The organism is Janibacter sp. CFPM2_SD2 (assembly GCF_057364645.1).
On sequence record NZ_JBNFOF010000037.1, the window covers coordinates 1 to 18,860 of the forward strand.

The window sequence follows — 18,860 nt, forward strand, 5'->3', positions numbered from 1 at the left end:
CGCACGCGTCCCCCGCAGCGGCGCCGGCCGCGAGGCGCAGCAGCGCCGCGCGGTCATGTCGACGAAGCGCTGGGTCGTCGTCGGCTCGCTCCTCCTGCTCCTCGGCGTCATGCTCGTGCCGACCGGCAAGTCCTGGTACGACCAGCGTCAGCGCCTCGCGACCCTGCAGGAGCAGGTCGCGGCTCAGGAGGACAACGTCCAGGACCTCGAGCGCCAGCGCGACCTGTGGGAGACCGACGAGTACGTCGAGGCCCAGGCGCGCAAGCGGCTGAAGTTCGTCAAGCCGGGGGAGAGGACCTACACCGTGATCGATCCAGCCGGTGACGACCCCGCGGTCGACCCCGAGACCGGCGCCGTGACGGCGCCGTCCACGCAGCCCTGGTACGAGCAGGTCGCCTCGTCCGTGGCCGCGGCCGACGACCCCACCTCGGCGCAGTGAGCCGCGACGACCTGGGTAACGACCTCGACCGCGTCGACCCGCAGGACCTCGAGACCGTCCACCGCCAGCTCGGCCGCCCCCGCGCGCGCCACGGCGGAGGTCGCCCACCGCTGCCCGTGCGGCGGCCCGACGGTGCTGCGCACCGAGCCGCGCCTGCCGGGAGGCACGCCCTTCCCCACGACCTACTACGCGACCTGCCCGCGTCTCACCGGCCCGATCTCGACGCTCGAGTCGAGCGGTCTCATGGCGGAGATGTCGCAGCGCCTGCTCGACGACGAGGACCTCGCCGCGCGCTACCGCGCGGCCCACGAGGACTACCTCGCCCGGCGCGCGGAGCTCGGCGACGTCCCCGAGATCGACGGCATCTCGGCCGGCGGCATGCCGACCCGCGTCAAGTGCCTGCACGTGCTCGTCGCCCATTCACTGGCCGCCGGCCCCGGGGTCAACCCCCTGGGTGACGAGGCCCTCGACCTGCTGCCCGAGTGGTGGCACGCCAGCCCGTGCGTCAGCACGGACGAAGGGAGCGACGCATGAGGGTCGCAGCGATCGACTGCGGGACCAACTCCATCCGCCTGCTCATCGCGGACGCCGACGAGCAGGGGCCGGAGGACGCGCCGCCAGCGCTCACCGAGGTGCTGCGCCGCGCCGAGGTCGTGCGTCTCGGGCAGGGTGTGGACCGCACCGGCCGGCTCGACCCCGAGGCGCTCGAGCGCACCCTCGGGATGTGCCGCGAGTACGCGCAGCAGTGCCACGATCACGGCGTGCCAGCGGGCAAGGTGCGCTTCGTCGCGACCTCGGCCTCGCGCGACGCGGACAACTCCCACGACTTCGTCGCCGGGGTCCGTGAGGCCTTCGGCGAGCTCGACGTCATGCCCGAGGTCATCACGGGTGCCGAGGAGGCCTCGCTGAGCTTCGCCGGCGCCACCTCCGGGCTGGCCGAGGCCGGATTCGAGGGGCCGTATCTCGTCGCCGACATCGGCGGCGGCTCGACCGAGATCGTCCGCGGCACCCACGACGTCATCGCCGGCGCCTCGCTCGACATCGGTTCCGTGCGGCTGACCGAGCGGCACCACCGCACCGACCCCCCGACCCAGGAGGTCATCGACGCGGCGCGCTACGACATCGCCGAGGCGCTCGACGTCGCGGAGGCCGAGGTGGGTCTCGGCGGCGTGATGACCGTGGTCGGGCTCGCGGGCTCCGTAACGACCGTCGCGGCCCTGGCGCTCGGTCTGACCTCCTACGACCGCGAGGCGATCCACCTGGCGCAGATTTCCGTCGACGAGGTGATGGTCGCCTGCGAGCGGCTCATCCTCAGCACCCGCGCCGAGCGTGCGGCCCAGCCCTTCATGCACCCGGGGCGGGTCGACGTCATCGGCGCCGGCGCCCTCATCTGGTGGGAGGTCCTCGAGCGGCCGCGGCGCCAACGGCCCCGACCTCGTCGTCACCGTCTCCGAGCACGACATCCTCGACGGGATCGCCCAGTCGGTCGTGCGGCCCGTCGTCGTCGAGGACGAGTCCGCCTGACCTCACGGCCATCGGGTCGATGTACGAGGGTGACTCCCAGCGCACCCGGATACATCGATCCGGGGTGGCGGGGGAGTGCGGGCGGTGGGATTCGAACCCACACGTTCGACAGGAATTTTAAGTTCCCCGGCTCGCCAGTTGGCCTACGCCCGCGTGCGTCGCTGCCCGTGCGGGGCGGTCCCAGCCGGGGCAGCCCGGACAGCGTAGCGGCACCCCGGGACCGGCTCCCGAACCGGTAAGGGTAGCCTCAGTTCATGGCTTCTCCTGATCGTCCCGCCCGCCCGCCGCGCCCCCAGCACGAGCTGACCGTCGTCTCCACCGAGCGCGTGGGCCCGCACCTCGTGCGCGTCGTCCTCACCGGCGACTCGCTGGCGGACTTCGGCGCGGCCGAGCACACCGATGCCTACGTCAAGCTGCGCTTCACCGACACCGACGGGGACCCGATCACCCGCACCTACACCGTGCGCGCGGTCGACCGCGAGGCGCGCCTGCTGACCATCGACTTCGTGACGCACGGCGACGTCGGCTACGCCGGTCCCTGGGCCCAGCAGGCGAAGGGGGGAGACCGCATCGTCCTCATGGGGCCGGGCAGCGGCTACGCCCCCGACCCGGAGGCCGACTGGCACCTGCTCGCCGGTGACCTCTCGGCCGTGCCGGCCATCGCCGCCTCGCTCGAGGCGATGCCTGCCGGCGCGAGCGGTGTCGCCCTGCTCGAGGTGGAGGACCCGGGGGACGTCATCCCCCTTCGCGCTCCGGAGCACGTCGACGTGCAGTGGCTCGTCAACCCGGCCACGGACGACGTCGACTTCCTGGCCCGCGCGGTCGACGGTGTCGACTGGCGCGACGGCGTCCAGGTCTTCGCCCACGGGGAGCGCGAGTCGATCAAGGCGGTGCGCCGGGTCCTCAAGGACCGGGGCGTGCCCCGCGAGGCGATCTCGATCTCGGGCTACTGGGCGCGCGGTCGCACCGAGGACGCCTTCCAGGCGGAGAAGCGGACGCCGGTCGGGCAGATCGACTGATCGGCGGGGGCGGGGACCGCGGTGTCGGGTGCTGGTGATCCGTGCCACGATGCGGACATGCAGATCGCAGACAACATCTCCGACCTGATCGGCAACACCCCGCTGGTCAGGCTCACCTCCGTCGCCCCCGAGGGGTCCGGGCTGGTCGCGGCCAAGGTCGAGTACCTCAACCCCGGCGGCAGCATCAAGGACCGCATCGCGCGCAAGCTCATCGACGCGGCCGAGGCCTCCGGTGAGCTCAAGCCCGGCGGGACCATCGTCGAGCCGACCTCCGGCAACACCGGCGTGGGGCTGGCGCTCGTCGCGCAGGAGCGTGGTTACCGCTGCATCTTCGTCTGCCCCGACAAGGTCGGCAAGGACAAGATCGACGTGCTGCGCGCCTACGGCGCCGAGGTGCAGATCGTGCCGACCTCCGTCGCGCCCGACCACCCCGACAGCTACTACTCGGTGAGCGACCGGCTGACCGCGGAGATCGACGGGGCGTGGAAGCCCAACCAGTTCTTCAACGACAACGGGCCGCTGGCGCACTACGAGAGCACCGGCCCGGAGATCTGGGAGCAGACCGACGGTCAGATCACGCACCTCGTCGCCGGCATCGGCACCGGCGGCACGATCACCGGCACCGGCCGCTACCTCAAGGAGATCAGCGAGGGCCGGGTCAAGATCATCGGCGCCGACCCCGAGGGCTCGGTCTACTCCGGCGGCACCGGCCGCCCCTACCTCGTCGAGGGCGTCGGCGAGGACATGTGGCCCGGCGCCTACGACCCCTCCGTGCCCGACGAGGTCATCGCGGTCGACGACGCCGAGGCCTTCGCCATGACCCGCCGCCTGGCTCGCGAGGAGGGGCTGCTCGTCGGTGGCTCCAGCGGCATGGCGGTCGTCGCCGCGCTGCGCGTCGCCGAGCGCGAGGGCCCCGACGCCAAGATCGTCGTCCTGCTGCCCGACGGTGGTCGCGGCTACCTGGCCAAGATCTTCGACGACGACTGGATGGCCTCCTACGGCTTCCTGCCCGGCGACGAAGGGAGTGACGCCACCGTCGGCGAGGTCCTCCGCGGCAAGGGCGGCGAGCTGCCCGACCTCGTCCACACCCACCCCAACGAGACGATCCGCGAGGCCATCGACATCCTGCGCGAGTACGGCGTCTCGCAGATGCCCGTCGTCGGCGCCGAGCCGCCGGTCGTCATCGGCGAGGTGGCCGGGGCGGTCACCGAGCGCGACCTGCTCACCGCGGTCTTCGAGGGGCACGCCTCGCTCGCCGACCCGGTGAGCGCGCACATGGGCGCCAAGCTGCCGCAGATCGGTGCCGCCGAGCCCGTCTCGGCCGCGACCGAGGCGCTCGAGCAGGCCGACGCGCTGCTCGTCGTCGAGGGCGGCAAGCCCCTCGGCGTCATCACCCGGCAGGACCTGCTGGGCCACCTGTCCCACCGAGCGAAGGGCTGACCATGTCCGAGCGCAAGAGCGCGGCCGACGCGCACGCGACCCAGGGATTCGCCACCCGGGCGATCCATGCCGGCTACGAGCCCGACCCGCTGACGGGCGCGGTCAACGTCCCGATCTACGCCAGCTCGACCTTCGCCCAGGACGGCGTCGGCGGCATGCGCGGCGGCTTCGAGTACGCGCGCACCGGCAACCCGACCCGGCAGGCCCTCGAGGCCAATGCCGCGTCCATCGAGTCCGGCACCTTCGGTCGTGCCTTCGCCTCCGGCATGGCCGCGACCGACGCGATCCTGCGGGCCTCCCTTCGTCCCGGGGACCACCTCGTCATCCCCGACGACGCCTACGGCGGCACCTTCCGGCTCATCGACAAGGTCTTCTCCCAGTGGGGGATCGAGCACACGCCGGCGCCGGTCGGTGACGTCGACGCGATCCGCGCGGCGATGCGCCCGACGACGAAGCTCGTGTGGCTCGAGACCCCGACCAACCCGCTGCTCAACATCGGCGACATCGAGGCCGTCGCCGAGGTCGCCCACGCGGGCGGTGCGCGGCTGGTCGTCGACAACACCTTCGCCAGCCCCTACCTGCAGCAGCCGCTCTCGCGGGGTGCCGACGTGGTGCTCCACTCGAGCACGAAGTACCTCGGCGGCCACAGCGATGTCGTCGGTGGCCTGCTCGTCACCGACGACGAGCAGATCGACGCCGACGTCGCCTTCCTGCAGAACGGCTCCGGCGGCGTCCCCGGACCCTTCGACGCCTACCTGACGATGCGCGGGATCAAGACGCTCGGCGTGCGGATGGACCGGCACTGCGACAACGCCGAGGCGGTCGTCGACCTGCTGTCGACGCGCTCGGAGATCACCTCGATCCTCTACCCGGGGCTGCCCGAGCACCCGGGCCACGAGGTCGCGGCCCGTCAGATGTCCCGCTTCGGCGGGATGATCTCGGTGCGCATGGCCGGTGGGCGCGAGGCCGCGCAGCAGCTGTGTGCGCGGACCGAGATCTTCACCCTCGCCGAGTCGCTCGGCGGCATCGAGTCGCTCATCGAGCACCCGGGGGCGATGACCCACGCGTCGACCGCCGGCTCGATGCTCGAGGTGCCCGACGACCTGGTGCGTCTGTCCGTCGGCATCGAGGACGTCTCCGACCTGCTCGCCGACCTCGAGCAGGCGCTCGACGGCCTGGGCTGACCCGCCCCACACCCTCAGGTGGTCGTCTGGTGCTGCATCCCGACCGGCATGCAGCACCAGGCGACCACCTGACGGGTTCGCTGCAGAGGTGCGCTTCCGGGCGCATCGCCTGCGATCCGGCAACGGCCTGTGGATCCGGGAACACCAGCCTCATGTCGACCGCTTAGTCTGGTGACACCTCAGCGGCAGACGTGCCGTGCCAGCCCCATCAGGAGCAGACGATGAGCAACCCGATCCTCGGCCGGGTCGAGCAGGACGCCCAGCGCGGCTACGCCGGCTTCCGTGACACGGGGCAAGCGCCCCAGCAGCAGTACGGCCAGCAGCAGGGCTACGGCCAGCAGGGGTACGCGCCCCAGCAGGGCCAGGCCTACGGCCAGCCGCAGCAGTACGGTCAGCAGCCCTACGGCCAGCCGCAGCCCGGCTTCGGCCAGCCCGACACCGGCCAGGGCATGGGCGGCTGGGGCGGCGGCGGTCGCTCGCTGACCCTCGACGACGTCCTCGTGCGCACCGGTGTGCTCTTCGGAGTGCTCATCGCCGTGGCTGCTGCCGCGTGGGTCGCGGCCAGCCAGGTCCCGGCCCTGGGTACCGCGGCCTGGGGAGTCGGTCTCGTCGGCACCCTCGGCATGGGCCTGTTCATCATGTTCCGCCGCAAGCCGCTCAGTGCGCCCCTGGCGGTCGTCTACGCGGTCTTCGAGGGCCTCTTCGTCGGGGCGATCAGCCAGAGCTATGCGGTCGTCTTCGACCCGCCGGGCACCCCGATCTTCGAGGGCATCGTCGTCCAGGCCGTCCTGGCGACCCTGTGCGTCTTCGGTGCGATGCTCGCGCTCTACACGACCGGGATCATCAAGGTGACCCAGAAGTTCCGCGCGATCGTCTCGATGGCGCTCGTCGGCTACTTCGTCTTCGCGATGATCAACCTCGGCTACATGCTCTTCTTCGGCGGTGGCCCCTTCGGCTTCGGCGGCAGCGGCGTGATCGGCATCGGGATCTCGCTCTTCGCGACGGGTCTGGCCGCGGTCACCCTGGCCCTCGACTTCGACAACATCGAGACCGCGATCCGCACGGGTGCTCCGCAGAGCTACGGCTGGCACCTGGCGATCGGCCTCGTCGTCACCCTCGTGTGGCTCTACCTCGAGATCCTGCGCCTTCTGGGGCGCCTGCGCTCGGAGTGACCGACGACGTCGCGACCGAGCTCGGCCGCGTGGTCCGCAGGTGGCAGCAGCTGCCGCTGGACCGCGCGGCCGAGCGCGTTGCGGGCGTGCACGAGCTCATGGCCGACCTCGCGGGCGAGCCGCTGCCCGACCTCGGCCCGGCCGTGGTCATGGACCAGCTGCGGGTGGTCGTCTTCGACGTCTGCCGGGCCGAAGGGGAACCCGCGGACCTCGCGCAGCGGCTCGCCTCCCTTCGCCTGACCTGGGCCTGACCCGCGCCCACACCTCCGCATTTCCTTGAGGAGATGCGGACATCAGGGAGCCGGAGGCACACCCGGGCTCAGACGTCCGTGACCTCGTGCTCGCCGCGGCGGCGGAGCATGGCCCAGGGGCCGCGGGGGCCGTGGCTGCGGCCGCGCAGCTCGGCGGGGCCGACCTCGGTGCCGGGGGAGGAGGCCGCCCGCTCGGCGGCGTCGTCGAGGGCGCCGATGCCCTCGCCACGTGCCGCCTCCGGCTCGGAGTCGTGGGTCGCGCCCTCGGGCCACGCGTCGACCTCGGCGGCCACCGACGGCAGCAGCGCCGAGGCCACCCGGGCATAGCCCGCGGCCGAGGGGTGGAAGCGGTCCTGGCTGAACATGATCGACGGACTGGCGGCGAACTCCGGCCCGAGCAGGTCGCCGACCGACACGGTCCGTGCCCCGGCGGCGACGGCCGCGACGGTCTGGGCGGCGGCGAGCTCGCGGCTCCACTGGCGCAGCAGCTTGTTGAGCGGGAAGGGCACCGGCTCGACCGTGCCGAGATCGGGGCAGGTCGCGACGACGACCGGGACGTCGAGGGTGCGCAGGTAGCGCACGGTGCGCTCGAGGTGCTGCACGGACACCGCCCGGTCGATGCGGTGGGTGACGTCGTTGGCGCCGATGAGGATGACCGCGACGTCGGGCTGGTCGACCCGGGCGAGCGCCCTGGACAGCTGGGCGCTGAGGTCGGACGACTCCGCGCCGACGACGGCCTCGTTGGTCAGCTCCACCGGCCGGCCCATGATCGCGGCGAGACCGGTCGACAGGATCGCCCCGATGGTCTGGTAGCGGTTGTCCGCACCCATGCCCGCGGCGGTCGAGTCACCGAGGACGAGCAGCTGCACCGGCTCGCCCGGCGCGGCGCCGTAGACGCCGTCGTCGTCGGGCGCCCCGTCGAAGGGGTTGCCGACGATCTTGCGGGTGATCCTGGCCTCGGCCTGGATCAGGCCGTAGCCGAGACCGGCGAGCGTCGCGCTGGCTGCGGCGGTGCCAGCGGCCCCCAGCGCGGCCTTGCCGACGATGCGTCCCAGCTCTGCCATGACTCTCCTCGTGTGGCCGGTCGTGGGCCCAACTGTGTCATCCCGAGGTGACAAAGCCAACGAGCGGTGCGACACCCCCGTCGTCATGGGTACGGTCGGCTCGACGCACGGCACTCGCACGAAGGACCACGATGACCGACTACCCCACGCTCTTCTCGCCGCTCGACCTGGGCTTCACGACCCTGCGCAACCGCACGATCATGGGGTCGATGCACACCGGCCTCGAGGACCGGGCGAGCAACTTCGAGCGGCTCGCGGCCTTCTACGCCGAGCGGGCGAAGGGGGGAGCCGGGCTCATCGTGACCGGCGGCTTCGCGCCGAACATCGAGGGCAGCTTCTACCCCTTCGCCTCGAAGCTCACGACGAGCCGCGAGGCTCGGCGGCACCACCAGATCACCGACGCCGTGCACCGCGAGGGCGGCAAGATCGCGCTGCAGATCCTCCACGCAGGCCGCTACGCCTATCACCCCTACTCCGTCTCGGCCTCGTCCGGGAAGTCGCCGATCACCCCCTTCGCCGCACGCGGCCTGAGCGAGAAGGGCGTTCGCCGCCAGATCCGTGCCTTCGCCCGGGCCGCGGAGCTCGCCCGCTCCGCCGGCTACGACGGCGTCGAGGTCATGGGCTCCGAGGGCTATTTCATCAACCAGTTCCTCGCGCCGCGGACCAACCAGCGCACCGACGGCTGGGGCGGCACGCCGGCCAACCGACGTCGCATCGCCACCGAGATCGTGCGCGCCGTGCGCGCAGCGGTGGGCGAGGACTTCATCGTCATCTACCGGCTGTCGATCCTCGACCTCGTCGAGGGCGGCCAGACCTGGGAGGAGATCCTCGCCCTGGCCACCGAGATCGAGGCGGCCGGCGCGACGATCCTGTCGACCGGCATCGGCTGGCACGAGGCGCGGGTGCCGACGATCGTCACGTCGGTGCCGCGGATGGCCTTCACCGAGGTCGCCGAGCGGCTGCGCCCGCACGTCGACATCCCGGTCGTCACGAGCAACCGGATCAACATGCCCGACCAGGCCGAGCAGGTCCTCGCGGCCGGTCACGCCGACCTCGTCCAGATGGCGCGCCCGTGGCTCGCCGACCCCCAGTGGGGCACGAAGGCCGCTGCGGGGCAGAGCGAGCGGATCAACACGTGCATCGGCTGCAACCAGGCCTGCCTCGACCACACCTTCCAGCGCAAGGTCGCCAGCTGCCTGGTCAACCCCCGCGCCGGCCACGAGACCGAGCTCGTCCTGTCGCCCACCGCCCGTCGCAAGCGGGTGGCCGTCGTCGGCGGTGGCCCGGCGGGTCTGTCCGCGGCGGTGTCCGCGGCCGAGCGGGGTCACGCGGTCGAGCTCTTCGAGGCCGGCGACGACATCGGCGGCCAGTTCGCGCTCGCCATGCGCATCCCGGGCAAGGAGGAGTTCGCCGAGACGATCCGCTACTTCCGCGGCGAGCTCGAGCGGCGTGACGTGACCGTGCACCTGGGCACCCGGGTCGGCGCCGACGCCTCGCGGGCTTCGACGAGGTCGTCCTCGCGACCGGTGTGACGCCACGCGTCCCCGAGATCGAGGGCATCGACCACCCGATGGTCGTCACCTATCCCGAGGCGGTCCTGGGCACCCGCGAGATCGGCGAGCGGGTCGCCGTCATCGGCGCCGGCGGCATCGGTGTCGACGTCACCGAGCTGCTGACGACCGTCGAGTCGCCGACTCTGGACCTCAAGGAGTGGCAGGACGAGTGGGGCGTCGACCCGCTGTCCGCCGACCGTGGTGGGCTCAAGGAGGCCCACCCCGCCGCCTCGCCGCGCACCGTCTACCTCGTCCAGCGCAAGGAGAGCAAGATCGGCGCCGGCCTGGGCAAGACGACCGGTTGGGTGCACCGCGCGGCCATCAAGGCCAAGGGCGTCCACCAGATCACCGGCGCCGCCTACGAGCGCATCGACGACAACGGTCTGCACATCACCGTCGACGGCAAGCCGCGCCTGCTCGAGGTCGACAACGTCGTCGTGTGCACCGGTCAGGAGTCCGTGCGTGACCTCGTCGAGCCGCTGCAGGCGAAGGGGGTCGACGTGCACGTCATCGGTGGCGCCGACGTCGCCGCCGAGCTCGACGCCAAGCGCGCGATCCGCCAGGGCACCGAGCTGGCCGCCAGCCTCTGACGTGCGCACCGTCGGCCTGCTCCTCGCCGCCCCTCCTCGCCCTCGCCGGGTGCGGAGGGGGCAGCGGGCCGCAGCCGCCCACGGAGCCGACCAAGAGCGTCGACGAGCGCGGCACCCGCACCGACCTCGAGCCGCTGACATCGCGATTCCCCGACCTCGGTGACCCGGTGTCGGCGACGTGGCAGTCCGGCACCCTCGGCGGCGACCGGACCGCCCCCGGCCCCTCGACCTACTGGATCGACGCCGCAGTGACCGTCGAGCCGGAGGTGGCCGACTCCCTTCGATCGCAGGCGTCGTCGGACCCCGGTCCGCAGATGGACGTCGTCGACGTGGTGCGCGACGAGGTCGACAGCGCCGAGCTCGACCCCGTGACCCTCGCCGGTCCCGAGGGATGGCAGGTCGACGCCTGGGTCGCCGCCGACCGCGACGTCGTGGTCGTCTCCGCCCGCGGGGAGTGAGCCCGGGCCACACTGGGGGCATGGGAGTACCGCCGTACGAAGGGTGGATCGAGCGTCAGATCCGTGAGGCCACCGAGCGCGGGGAGTTCGACGACCTGCCCGGCGCCGGCCGGCCCCTGCGCGGGATCGAGAGCAGCGACCCTGACTGGTGGGTCAAGGGGATGATGGCCCGCGAGGGGCTCGACAGCAGCGACGCGCTGCCGCCCGCGCTGCAGCTGCGACGCGAGGCCGCCGGCTACCCGCAGTCCCTCGTCGACGAGCGCCACGAGGCCGACGTGCGCGAGCTGCTGCGCGACTTCAACCAGCGCGTGCTCGACGAGCGCCGGCGCCCGACCTTCGGGCCGACGGCGCCACCGCTGGCCCCGACGGTCGACGTCGAGCAGATGGTCGCGGCATGGCGTCGGCTGCGCGAGGAGCAGGCGCTCTCCCCGGCAGTGGAGGAGCCCCGGGGCCGCCCCCTTCGCGTCGTCGGTGGTGGCGTCGGCTCCGCGGCAGGTGACCGGGGTCAGGCGTCGCGGCCCAGCACCGACTCCTGGCTGGGGACCTCGTCCTGACGCAGGATGCCGACCTGGCAGGTCAGGCCGTTGGGGCCGTGGTTGCAGTAGCCGCCGGGGTTCTTGTGCAGGTACTGCTGGTGGTAGTCCTCGGCGTACCAGAAGGTGCCGGCCTCGCTCGCAGGTCGCATCTCGGTGACGACCGGCGGCAGGTTGTGCCGCCGCAGCTCCTCGCCGAAGGCCGCGGCCGTCGCCTCGACGGCCGCGCGCTGCTCCTCGGTGGTCCAGTAGATCGCCGAGCGGTACTGCGTGCCGACGTCGTTGCCCTGGCGGTCCGGCGTCGTCGGGTCGTGGTTCTCCCAGAAGGCCTTGAGCAGCAGCTCCGGCCGCGTGCGCTCGGGGTCGTAGGCCACGAGGACGCTCTCGGTGTGACCGGTCAGGCCGGTGCAGGTCTCCTCGTAGGTCGGGTGGGGCGTGAAGCCGCCCATGTAACCGGCCGCCGTCGTCACGACGCCCGGCAGCTGCCACATGATCCGCTCCGCGCCCCAGAAGCAGCCCATCGCGACGTGGAGCACCTCGGTGCCCTCGGGCCACGGACCCTCGAGGGGCGTCCCGAGCACCGCGTGCGTCGTCGGCACGGTGAAGGGGCGCTCCGCGCGGCCCGGCAGGGCGCTCTCGGCGCTGGGCATGGGCGGGATCGCACGACCGAACATGCCCACATCCTCTCACCCGCACCTGAGGGGAGTCCTCCCCATTGGGGGAGCACGCCGGGACTGCCTAGGGTGGTCCCGACAGCGAAGGGAGGCCGGCGCGTGCGGCACATCAGCCATGGGGCGGACGTCGAGCAGCTCGACGACACCGCCGTGGCCCTGCGACGGCAGGGCGAGAGCATCGCCGCCGTCGGCGACCGCGGGGCCGTCCTGCTCCAGCGTCTGCGGGCCCTCTGGGAGGGGCCCGACTTCGAGAAGTTCGCGAAGGACTGGCGGATCGCGCACCGCAGCCTCGACGACGCCGAGGGTGCGCTGCGACAGCAGAGCCGACGGCTCGCCGACGAGGCAGAGACCCAGCGCCGCGCCTCCGGCATCTTCACCGGGGGCGGCAGTGGTCGCGGGCGAGGCCACTCCGGTGACAGCGGGCTCGCCTTCGAGCGCTCCACCCCGGTGGTCCCGGCCCCGCTGCGCATCCACCCGATCGCCGTGCCCCCGGGGCTGGTCGATGACGGCGAGATCCTCGACCCGACGTCGCCGGGCGGCTCGCGCTTCGAGCCGCCTGCGCGGGTCGAGCCGTTGCCGGCCTTCCGTCGCTCCGACCTCCCCGTCGAGCCGCCGGCGCGGGTCGAGCCGCTGCCTGCGGAGAACAACGGCGCCTTCCTCCGCTCCGACGTCCCCCTCGACCCGCGGGACGTCGACCGGGCGCAGCTGCCGGACGACTGGCGCGACCCGGGCCGGTGGCTGCCGCCGCTGCCCTGACCACGACATGACGAAGGGGAGGTCCCGACCGGCTGGTCGGGACCTCCCCTTCGTGCGGAGCCCTGTGGCGTCAGGCCTGGTAGGGCTTCGCCGACAGGATCTTGACCTCGATGGTCTTGCCGTTGGGGGCGTCGTAGGTGGCGGTCTCGCCGACCTTCTTGCCGTTGATCGCGCCGCCGAGCGGGGACTGCTCGGAGTAGACGTCGATGCTGTCGCTGCCGTCGGCGATCTCGCGGGAGCCGAGGAGGAAGGTCTCCTCGTCGCCGAAGAGCTCGACGGTGACGACCATGCCGGGCTCGACGACACCGTCGTCCGGCGGGGCCTCGCCGACGATGGCGGTGTCGAGGATCTGCTTGAGCTGGCGGATGCGGGCCTCCATCTTGCCCTGCTCCTCCTTGGCGGCGTGGTAGCCACCGTTCTCCTTGAGGTCGCCCTCCTCGCGGGCGGCCTCGATGCGCTTGGCGATCTCGACGCGACCCGGGCCCGAGAGCTCACGCAGCTCGGCCTGGAGTCGCTCGTACGCCTCCTCGGTCAGGTACGACGCGGTGGACGCGGTCTGGGTCACGGATCTCTCCTTGCTGTGTAGCCGTGCAGGATCTGCTTCGACCCCCACGGACGGTGAACCGAGGTGCCCCGGATCGTCCGGTGATGCACAAAGGTCTGGACCGATCGGTCCAGACCCACGGTTGCGGTAAAGGACCAGTGTACCGCCAAGTCGACGCAGATGCAGGTGTCAGTCCACCGCGGTGCAGCCCTGGACGGTGGCCGTCACGGCCCGCGTCGTCGTGCGCACCGCGGCCCGCACGCGGGTGGTCCGCTCGTCGGCCGCGGGCACGGCCTGCTCCTTGGTCCCGACCCGCCCGTACTGGCCGTCCATCGCCGTGATCGTGCACGAGAGCGCCGTGCCCTCGGGCCGGGTGACCTCGAAGATCATGACGATCTGGCGCTCGCTCGTGCGCTCGAAGCCGATGTCGGTCGTCGTCACGGCGCCCCGCGTGCTCGAGACGCCGAACCACACCGTGAGCAGCGTCGCGACGACGACGAAGACGATCCCGATGACCCACCAGCGCCGCTGTCCCCGTGCGGGGTTGGCCTCGGCGCTGGCCTCCTCCTGCTCCGGGTCCCAGGCCGACTGGCTCTCGGGGGAGGCGGTGGTCATGACGGCTCCTGCGGACGAAGGGGGCGGCACCGGCTGTCGTCGGACCAGTCGGTGCGCGGTGAGAGGATGGGTCCATTGTCCGTGACTCCAGACCGCGCCGGCACACCGGCCCGCGCGGCGCACCTCCCCGGGAGGACCCCAGCAGTGGAAGCACTCAGGCTCATGGCCGTGCACGCGCACCCCGACGACGAGTCGAGCAAGGGCGCGGCGACGACTGCCCGCTATGTCCACGACGGCGCCGAGGTGCTCGTCGTGACGTGCACGGGCGGTGAGCGCGGCGACGTGCTCAACCCCAAGCTCAAGGACGACCCGCACATCCAGCGCGACATCGTCGAGGTGCGCCGCCAGGAGATGGCCCGCGCCCAGGCGGCGCTCGGCGTGCAGCACACCTGGCTCGGCTTCGTCGACTCCGGCCTGCCCGAGGGCGACCCGCTGCCGTCGCTGCCCGACGGCTGCTTCTACCGCGAGCCGCTCGACGTCGCGACCGAGGCGCTCGTGCGCGAGATCCGTCGCTTCCGCCCGCACGTGATCACGACCTATGACGAGAACGGCGGCTACCCGCACCCGGATCACGTGATGACCAACCGGGTGAGCGTCGCGGCCTTCGAGGCGGCCGGCGACCCCGAGGCCTTCCCGCACGCGGGGGAGCCGTGGCAGCCGCTCAAGCTCTACTACATCGGCGGCTTCAGCATCGACCGGATCCACGCCTTCCACGAGGCGCTCGTGGCGAAGGGGCAGGAGTCCCCCTTCGTCGACTGGATCAAGCGCGCCGAGGGGCGCCCGCAGCGCACCCTCACCACGTGGGTGCAGTGCTCCGACTTCTTCGACGCCCGCGACGAGGCGTTGCGCTCGCACGCGACGCAGATCGACCCCGACGGCTTCTTCTTCGCCGTGCCCAACGACGTGCAGGCCGACCTGTGGCCCACCGAGGAGTACGAGCTGGCGATCAGCCTCGTCGAGACCTCGCTGCCCGAGGACGACCTCTTCGCGGGGGTGCCGGCGAGCCTCGCCGAGGCCGACGCCCTGGCCACCCGCAACGACCTGACCGCGGTGCACGACACCCGGACCGCCCCGACCGTGAGGGAGTGGGAGTGAACACCCCGAGCACCGAGGTCGGCCCCGGCTGGTGGGCCTTCGTCGCCTTCTTCGTCCTGGCGCTCGCGCTGTGGCTGCTCATGCGCAGCATGTTCACCCGGCTGCGGCGGATCAACCTCGCCGAGCGTGACCGGGCCGAGGAGGCCCGGCGTCGGGCGGAGGAGACGAAGGCGACGCGCGCGGCCGACGGGTCCGACGAGGGGGAGGCCGACGCGGAGGCCGACCCGTCAGGAGTTGGCGATCGGCCCGAAGAGGGCGAGCGTCGCGGCGACGAAGTGTGAGATGAAGGCCAGCACCGTCAGCGCGTGGAAAATCTCGTGGAAGCCGAACCACCGCGGTGACGGGTTGGGCCGCTTGAGGCCGTAGACGACGGCGCCGGCGGTGTAGAGCGCGCCGCCCGCGACGACGAAGGCGAGGATCGTCCAGCCGCCGTGGGTCAGCAGCGGCTTGATGTAGAAGACGGCGACCCAGCCGAGGGCGACGTAGACCGGCACGTAGAGCCAGCGCGGTGCGCCGACCCACAGCACGCGGAAGAGCACGCCGATGATCGCGCCGCTCCAGACGATGACGAGCAGCGTGATCGCCTGGGTGCGCGGCAGCATCAGCGCGAAGGGGGTGTAGCTCCCGGCGATGATGAGGAAGATGTTGGCGTGGTCCCACCGGCGCAGCGCGCCGGCGAGGCGCCCGCCCCAGCGCCCGCGGTGGTAGACCGCGGAGGTGCCGAAGAGCAGGCCAGCGGTGATGGTGAAGACCATCGCGGCGATGCGCCCGCCCTGGGTCGGCGCCATCGAGGTGAGGACGAGGCCGCCGACGAGGGCGAGGGGAGCGGTCACGAGATGGAGCCATCCGCGCAGGTGCGGCTTGACCGCTTCGACGAAGGCGTCGACGTGCTCGCCGACGTCGTCGGCGAGCTCCTTGATCTCCGCGCGGGGTGAATCCATGACGACGACGGTAACCTACGCAGCCGTAGGTTGACCATGCCGCGACCCCCGCGAGAGCGCCCCTGTGAGGGGGCACACGCACCGGCGGTAGGTTGGGCGCGACGATCCGCGCCAGGAAGGGACCCGCGAGTGCGCAACCCGCTGTACACCGCCTACGAGCGCCGCCTCGTGGCCCAGCTCGACGCGGCCTCGGTGCCGCGCCACGTCGGGATGATCGTCGACGGCAACCGGCGCTTCGCCAAGGCCGCGGCGGCAACGCCGACGACGGCCATCGTGCCGGCGCGGCCAATGTCGGCAGCTTCCTCGAGTGGTGCGAGGACGCTGGTGTCGAGGTCGTCACGCTGTGGCTGCTGTCGACCGACAACCTCACCCGCCCGCCGCAGGAGCTCGACAAGCTGCTGCGGATCATCGAGGGCTCGTCGCCGACCTCGCCGCCGCCGGGCGCTGGCAGCTGCACGCGGCCGGGGCGCTCGACATGCTCCCGGTCCAGACCGCGGCCGCGCTGCGTCGCGCCGAGGAGGAGACCGCCGAGGTCGAGGGGCTGATCGTCAACGTCGCCGTGGGCTATGGCGGGCGCCAGGAGATCGCCGACGCCGTCCGCTCCCTGCTGCGCACCCGGGCCGCCGAGGGCGCGAGCCTGGCCGACGTGGCCGACGAGCTGACCGTCGAGGACATCAGCGCGCACCTCTACACCAAGGGCCAGCCCGACCCCGACCTCGTCATCCGCACGTCGGGGGAGCAGCGCCTGTCCGGCTTCCTGCTGTGGCAGTCCGCGCACAGCGAGTACTACTTCTGCGAGGTCTACTGGCCCGAGTTCCGCCGGGTCGACTTCCTGCGCGCGCTGCGCGCCTACGCCGACCGGCACCGCCGCTTCGGCGCCTGACCTCCCCTTCGCCCGCCTGCCAACTCCGCAGGACCCCAGGGTTGTGCAGGGTTACCTCGGGCCAACTCCGCAGAACCCTAGGGTTTTGCAGGGTTGGGGCGAAGGGGGAGAAGTGGCGCGTGGGGCAGGTGTGACGGACGTGGGTTTCCGGCGCGTGAACTTCTCCGTCCGCGCCCCCGACACGCCCCGGACGTGCACGGTCGTGCGTCGGCGCGGTCGTACGTTGACCGTGACGGGTTGCAGACCGCAACGCGTTCGGGAGGCCTCAGGTATGGAGCTGCTGCTCAGCAGGAGGGGCCGGACCCGGCCCCGGCTCACGCCACCGGCCCGGTCCCGGCACCAGCACGGAGAGTAGGCGCGCACGCGCCGGCCGGCGCTGCGCCCAGGAGGAGCCCGACGTGGACGACCTGATCACCCAGACCGTCACCCCCTCTGCCGCGCAGCCCGACGGCGCGCCCGACCCCGTGGAGCTCCCGCCGCGCGACGAAGGCCCTCGCACCTACGTCCTGGACACCTCGGTCCTGCTGTCCGACCCGCGGGCGATGCTGCGCTTCAAGGAGCACGAGGTCGTCCTGCCGGTCGTCGTCGTCACCGAGCTCGAGGGCAAGCGGCACCACCCCGAGCTGGGCTACTTCGCCCGCACCGCGCTGCGCCTGCTCGACGACCTGCGGATCAGCGCCGGTCGTCTCGACGCTCCCGTCCCGGTCGGCGACGAGGGCGGCACCCTGCGCGTCGAGCTCAACCACACCGACCCGATGTCGCTGCCCTCCGGGTTTCGCCTGGGGGACAACGACACCCGCATCCTCGCGGTCGCCAAGAACCTCTCCCTCGAGGGCGCCGACGTCACCGTCGTGTCCAAGGACCTGCCGATGCGGGTCAAGGCCTCGGCCGTGGGCATCGACGCCCAGGAGTACCGCCACGAGCAGAGCCGTTCCGACTCCGGGTGGACCGGTATGGCCGAGCTCGACATGAGCGCCGAGGAGGTCGACACCCTCTACGAGACCGGTCGCGTCGAGCACCTCGCCGCCGCCGAGCTGCCCTGCCACACGGGGCTGAAGATCCTCTCGCCCAAGGGAAGCGCCCTCGGTCGGGTCGGTGCCGACAAGCAGGTGCGGCTCGTGCGCGGCGACCGCGACGCCTTCGGCCTGCACGGTCGCTCCGCCGAGCAGCGGATCGCGCTCGACCTGCTCCTCGACCCCGACGTCGGCATCGTCAGCCTCGGCGGGCGGGCCGGCACCGGCAAGAGCGCCCTGGCGATGTGCGCGGGCCTCGAGGCGGTCATGGAGCGGCGCCAGCACCGCAAGGTCGTCGTCTTCCGCCCGCTCTACGCCGTCGGCGGCCAGGAGCTCGGCTACCTGCCCGGCAGCGAGCAGGAAAAGATGGGCCCGTGGGCGCAGGCGGTGCACGACACCCTCGGCGCGCTCGTGTCGAAGGAGGTCGTCGACGAGATCATCGACCGCGAGATGCTCGAGGTGCTGCCGCTGACCCACATCCGCGGCCGCAGCCTCCACGACGCCTTCGTCATCGTCGACGAGGCGCAGAGCCTCGAGCGCAACGTCCTGCTCACCGTGATGTCCCGCATCGGGCAGAACTCCAAGATCGTGCTCACCCACGACGTCGCCCAGCGCGACAACCTGCGGGTCGGTCGCCATGACGGTGTCGCGGCGGTCATCGAGACGCTCAAGGGGCACCCGCTCTTCTCCCACGTGACCCTCACCCGCAGCGAGCGCAGCCCGATCGCGGCGCTCGTCACGGACCTGCTCGAGGGCCTCGACGTCTGACCCACCGGCACGAAGGGGGGTCCGCTGGCTGGTGCAGCCGGCGGACCCCCCTTCGCGCTGGAGCCGGGGTGTGATCCACACCCCGGCTTTTGCGCGCTCACGAGGGCATCGGCTAAGGTCTCGAAAAGATAACGGCCGGGTCGATCCCCTGACGACGTCGGCACGCGTGCAGCCACTCCTCGTGAGTGGCTGTTTCATGGAAGGAGCTGGTGTCGTGAAGTCGACCGACTACACGCCCAGGCACGGCGCCGCACGCGCCGAGAGCAAGGGCGCCCGACTGCGCGCCGCCCGTTCGCCGTCCCGTCGTGGGCGGGGCCCTCGCGGTCGCCATGCTCGGCTCGGTC

18 protein-coding genes, 1 tRNA gene and 4 pseudogenes are annotated in these 18,860 nt (G+C 72.2%); 17 read left to right on the top strand and 6 right to left on the bottom strand.

All coding sequences use genetic code 11. From position 1 onward, the window contains the following. The 4 genes and pseudogenes from AC2W7J_RS05600 to AC2W7J_RS05615 all read left to right on the top strand — a co-directional run. Positions 1-439, top strand: a 439-nt coding sequence (locus tag AC2W7J_RS05600) for an FtsB family cell division protein (protein WP_485981718.1), incomplete at its 5' end; no start/stop codon positions are given. Further along, positions 436-973, top strand: a pseudogene (locus AC2W7J_RS05605) (DUF501 domain-containing protein). The gene AC2W7J_RS05600 and the pseudogene AC2W7J_RS05605, both read left to right, overlap by 4 nt. After that, a pseudogene (locus tag AC2W7J_RS05610) lies at positions 970-1,788 on the top strand (Ppx/GppA phosphatase family protein); the annotation flags it as partial. The pseudogenes AC2W7J_RS05605 and AC2W7J_RS05610, both read left to right, overlap by 4 nt. Further along, positions 1,769-1,963 carry a hypothetical protein gene (locus AC2W7J_RS05615; protein ID WP_485981719.1) on the top strand — a complete coding sequence of 65 codons (195 nt, stop codon included), beginning with the start codon at positions 1,769-1,771 and terminating at the stop codon, positions 1,961-1,963. The pseudogene AC2W7J_RS05610 and the gene AC2W7J_RS05615, both read left to right, overlap by 20 nt. A gap of 76 nt (positions 1,964-2,039) precedes the next feature. Here the strand turns inward: AC2W7J_RS05615 and AC2W7J_RS05620 are convergent. After that, a tRNA-Leu gene (locus AC2W7J_RS05620) sits at positions 2,040-2,116 on the bottom strand. Positions 2,117-2,217: 101 nt separating this feature from the next. Here AC2W7J_RS05620 and AC2W7J_RS05625 point away from each other — a divergent pair. The 5 genes from AC2W7J_RS05625 (at position 2,218) to AC2W7J_RS05645 (ending at position 7,029) form a co-directional block, all read left to right on the top strand. Continuing rightward, on the top strand, positions 2,218-2,982 hold the full coding sequence (locus tag AC2W7J_RS05625) for a siderophore-interacting protein (protein WP_485981720.1): 765 nt from the start codon (positions 2,218-2,220) through the stop codon (positions 2,980-2,982). A 57-nt stretch (positions 2,983-3,039) separates the two neighbouring features. After that, the gene (locus tag AC2W7J_RS05630; RefSeq protein ID WP_485981721.1) at positions 3,040-4,422 is read left to right on the top strand and encodes a cystathionine beta-synthase; all 1,383 of its coding nucleotides are present in this window, start codon (positions 3,040-3,042) and stop codon (positions 4,420-4,422) included. Positions 4,423-4,424: 2 nt separating this feature from the next. Further along, complete coding sequence (locus AC2W7J_RS05635) at positions 4,425-5,606, top strand: cystathionine gamma-synthase (protein WP_421008635.1); 1,182 nt, start codon at positions 4,425-4,427, stop codon at positions 5,604-5,606. Positions 5,607-5,827: 221 nt separating this feature from the next. After that, complete coding sequence (locus AC2W7J_RS05640) at positions 5,828-6,778, top strand: Bax inhibitor-1/YccA family protein (RefSeq protein WP_427801372.1); 951 nt, start codon at positions 5,828-5,830, stop codon at positions 6,776-6,778. Next, complete coding sequence (locus AC2W7J_RS05645) at positions 6,775-7,029, top strand: hypothetical protein (RefSeq protein ID WP_485981722.1); 255 nt, start codon at positions 6,775-6,777, stop codon at positions 7,027-7,029. The genes AC2W7J_RS05640 and AC2W7J_RS05645 overlap by 4 nt, the downstream gene beginning before the upstream one ends. Before the next feature lie 68 nt (positions 7,030-7,097). Here AC2W7J_RS05645 and AC2W7J_RS05650 read toward each other — a convergent pair whose 3' ends face one another. Further along, on the bottom strand, positions 7,098-8,093 hold the full coding sequence (locus AC2W7J_RS05650) for an SGNH/GDSL hydrolase family protein (RefSeq protein WP_255184204.1): 996 nt from the start codon (positions 8,091-8,093) through the stop codon (positions 7,098-7,100). A 131-nt stretch (positions 8,094-8,224) separates the two neighbouring features. Here AC2W7J_RS05650 and AC2W7J_RS05655 point away from each other — a divergent pair. The 3 genes and pseudogenes from AC2W7J_RS05655 (at position 8,225) to AC2W7J_RS05665 (ending at position 11,248) form a co-directional block, all read left to right on the top strand. Beyond that, positions 8,225-10,236 (top strand): annotated as a pseudogene (locus AC2W7J_RS05655) (oxidoreductase). A 167-nt stretch (positions 10,237-10,403) separates the two neighbouring features. Beyond that, positions 10,404-10,694 (top strand): hypothetical protein, encoded by a 291-nt coding sequence (locus AC2W7J_RS05660; protein WP_485981723.1) that lies wholly within the window; start codon positions 10,404-10,406, stop codon positions 10,692-10,694. Positions 10,695-10,714: 20 nt separating this feature from the next. Continuing rightward, the gene (locus AC2W7J_RS05665; RefSeq protein WP_485981724.1) at positions 10,715-11,248 is read left to right on the top strand and encodes a DnaJ family domain-containing protein; all 534 of its coding nucleotides are present in this window, start codon (positions 10,715-10,717) and stop codon (positions 11,246-11,248) included. Here AC2W7J_RS05665 and msrA read toward each other — a convergent pair. Continuing rightward, positions 11,200-11,877, bottom strand: coding sequence for a peptide-methionine (S)-S-oxide reductase MsrA (gene msrA / locus AC2W7J_RS05670; protein WP_485981725.1), 678 nt, complete (start codon positions 11,875-11,877; stop codon positions 11,200-11,202). The genes AC2W7J_RS05665 and msrA overlap by 49 nt on opposite strands. A 123-nt stretch (positions 11,878-12,000) precedes the next feature. Here msrA and AC2W7J_RS05675 point away from each other — a divergent pair, with 123 nt between their 5' ends. Further along, on the top strand, positions 12,001-12,657 hold the full coding sequence (locus AC2W7J_RS05675) for a WXG100 family type VII secretion target (RefSeq protein ID WP_421007614.1): 657 nt from the start codon (positions 12,001-12,003) through the stop codon (positions 12,655-12,657). Positions 12,658-12,727: 70 nt separating this feature from the next. Here the strand turns inward: AC2W7J_RS05675 and greA are convergent, their stop codons facing one another. Together greA and AC2W7J_RS05685 are read right to left on the bottom strand one after the other, a co-directional pair. Further along, the gene (gene greA, locus AC2W7J_RS05680; RefSeq protein WP_421007613.1) at positions 12,728-13,222 is read right to left on the bottom strand and encodes a transcription elongation factor GreA; all 495 of its coding nucleotides are present in this window, start codon (positions 13,220-13,222) and stop codon (positions 12,728-12,730) included. Positions 13,223-13,390: 168 nt separating this feature from the next. Next, the gene (locus AC2W7J_RS05685) at positions 13,391-13,816 is read right to left on the bottom strand and encodes a DUF4307 domain-containing protein (RefSeq protein WP_485981726.1); all 426 of its coding nucleotides are present in this window, start codon (positions 13,814-13,816) and stop codon (positions 13,391-13,393) included. Positions 13,817-13,978: 162 nt separating this feature from the next. Here AC2W7J_RS05685 and mca point away from each other — a divergent pair, with 162 nt between their 5' ends. Together mca and AC2W7J_RS05695 are read left to right on the top strand one after the other, a co-directional pair. Further along, positions 13,979-14,911 carry a mycothiol conjugate amidase Mca gene (mca, locus tag AC2W7J_RS05690; RefSeq protein WP_255186370.1) on the top strand — a complete coding sequence of 311 codons (933 nt, stop codon included), beginning with the start codon at positions 13,979-13,981 and terminating at the stop codon, positions 14,909-14,911. Next, entirely contained in the window at positions 14,908-15,192 is a 285-nt protein-coding gene (locus AC2W7J_RS05695; RefSeq protein ID WP_255184196.1) for a hypothetical protein, read from the top strand. Before mca ends, AC2W7J_RS05695 begins: the two co-directional genes overlap by 4 nt. Here AC2W7J_RS05695 and trhA read toward each other — a convergent pair. Beyond that, entirely contained in the window at positions 15,139-15,852 is a 714-nt protein-coding gene (trhA, locus tag AC2W7J_RS05700; protein ID WP_255184195.1) for a PAQR family membrane homeostasis protein TrhA, read from the bottom strand. The two genes, AC2W7J_RS05695 and trhA, sit on opposite strands and share 54 nt — an antisense overlap. Before the next feature lie 129 nt (positions 15,853-15,981). Here trhA and AC2W7J_RS05705 point away from each other — a divergent pair. Together AC2W7J_RS05705 and phoH2 are read left to right on the top strand one after the other, a co-directional pair. Beyond that, positions 15,982-16,735, top strand: a pseudogene (locus AC2W7J_RS05705) (isoprenyl transferase). Positions 16,736-17,277: 542 nt separating this feature from the next. Then, positions 17,278-18,516 (top strand): RNA 5'-3' helicase PhoH2, encoded by a 1,239-nt coding sequence (gene phoH2 / locus AC2W7J_RS05710; RefSeq protein WP_485981727.1) that lies wholly within the window; start codon positions 17,278-17,280, stop codon positions 18,514-18,516. Positions 18,517-18,860 lie beyond the last annotated feature (344 nt).

Bases quoted from the DNA above. Each gene is read 5' to 3' on its own strand.
- AC2W7J_RS05625 (WP_485981720.1), top strand. From the start codon at position 2,218: ATGGCTTCTCCTGATCGTCCCGCCCGCCCGCCGCGCCCCCAGCACGAG.
- AC2W7J_RS05630 (WP_485981721.1), top strand. From the start codon at position 3,040: ATGCAGATCGCAGACAACATCTCCGACCTGATCGGCAACACCCCGCTG.
- AC2W7J_RS05635 (WP_421008635.1), top strand. From the start codon at position 4,425: ATGTCCGAGCGCAAGAGCGCGGCCGACGCGCACGCGACCCAGGGATTC.
- AC2W7J_RS05640 (WP_427801372.1), top strand. From the start codon at position 5,828: ATGAGCAACCCGATCCTCGGCCGGGTCGAGCAGGACGCCCAGCGCGGC.
- AC2W7J_RS05650 (WP_255184204.1), bottom strand. From the start codon at position 8,093: ATGGCAGAGCTGGGACGCATCGTCGGCAAGGCCGCGCTGGGGGCCGCT.
- AC2W7J_RS05665 (WP_485981724.1), top strand. From the start codon at position 10,715: ATGGGAGTACCGCCGTACGAAGGGTGGATCGAGCGTCAGATCCGTGAG.
- msrA (WP_485981725.1), bottom strand. From the start codon at position 11,877: ATGCCCAGCGCCGAGAGCGCCCTGCCGGGCCGCGCGGAGCGCCCCTTC.
- AC2W7J_RS05685 (WP_485981726.1), bottom strand. From the start codon at position 13,816: ATGACCACCGCCTCCCCCGAGAGCCAGTCGGCCTGGGACCCGGAGCAG.
- mca (WP_255186370.1), top strand. From the start codon at position 13,979: ATGGCCGTGCACGCGCACCCCGACGACGAGTCGAGCAAGGGCGCGGCG.
- trhA (WP_255184195.1), bottom strand. From the start codon at position 15,852: ATGGATTCACCCCGCGCGGAGATCAAGGAGCTCGCCGACGACGTCGGC.
- phoH2 (WP_485981727.1), top strand. From the start codon at position 17,278: ATGCTGCGCTTCAAGGAGCACGAGGTCGTCCTGCCGGTCGTCGTCGTC.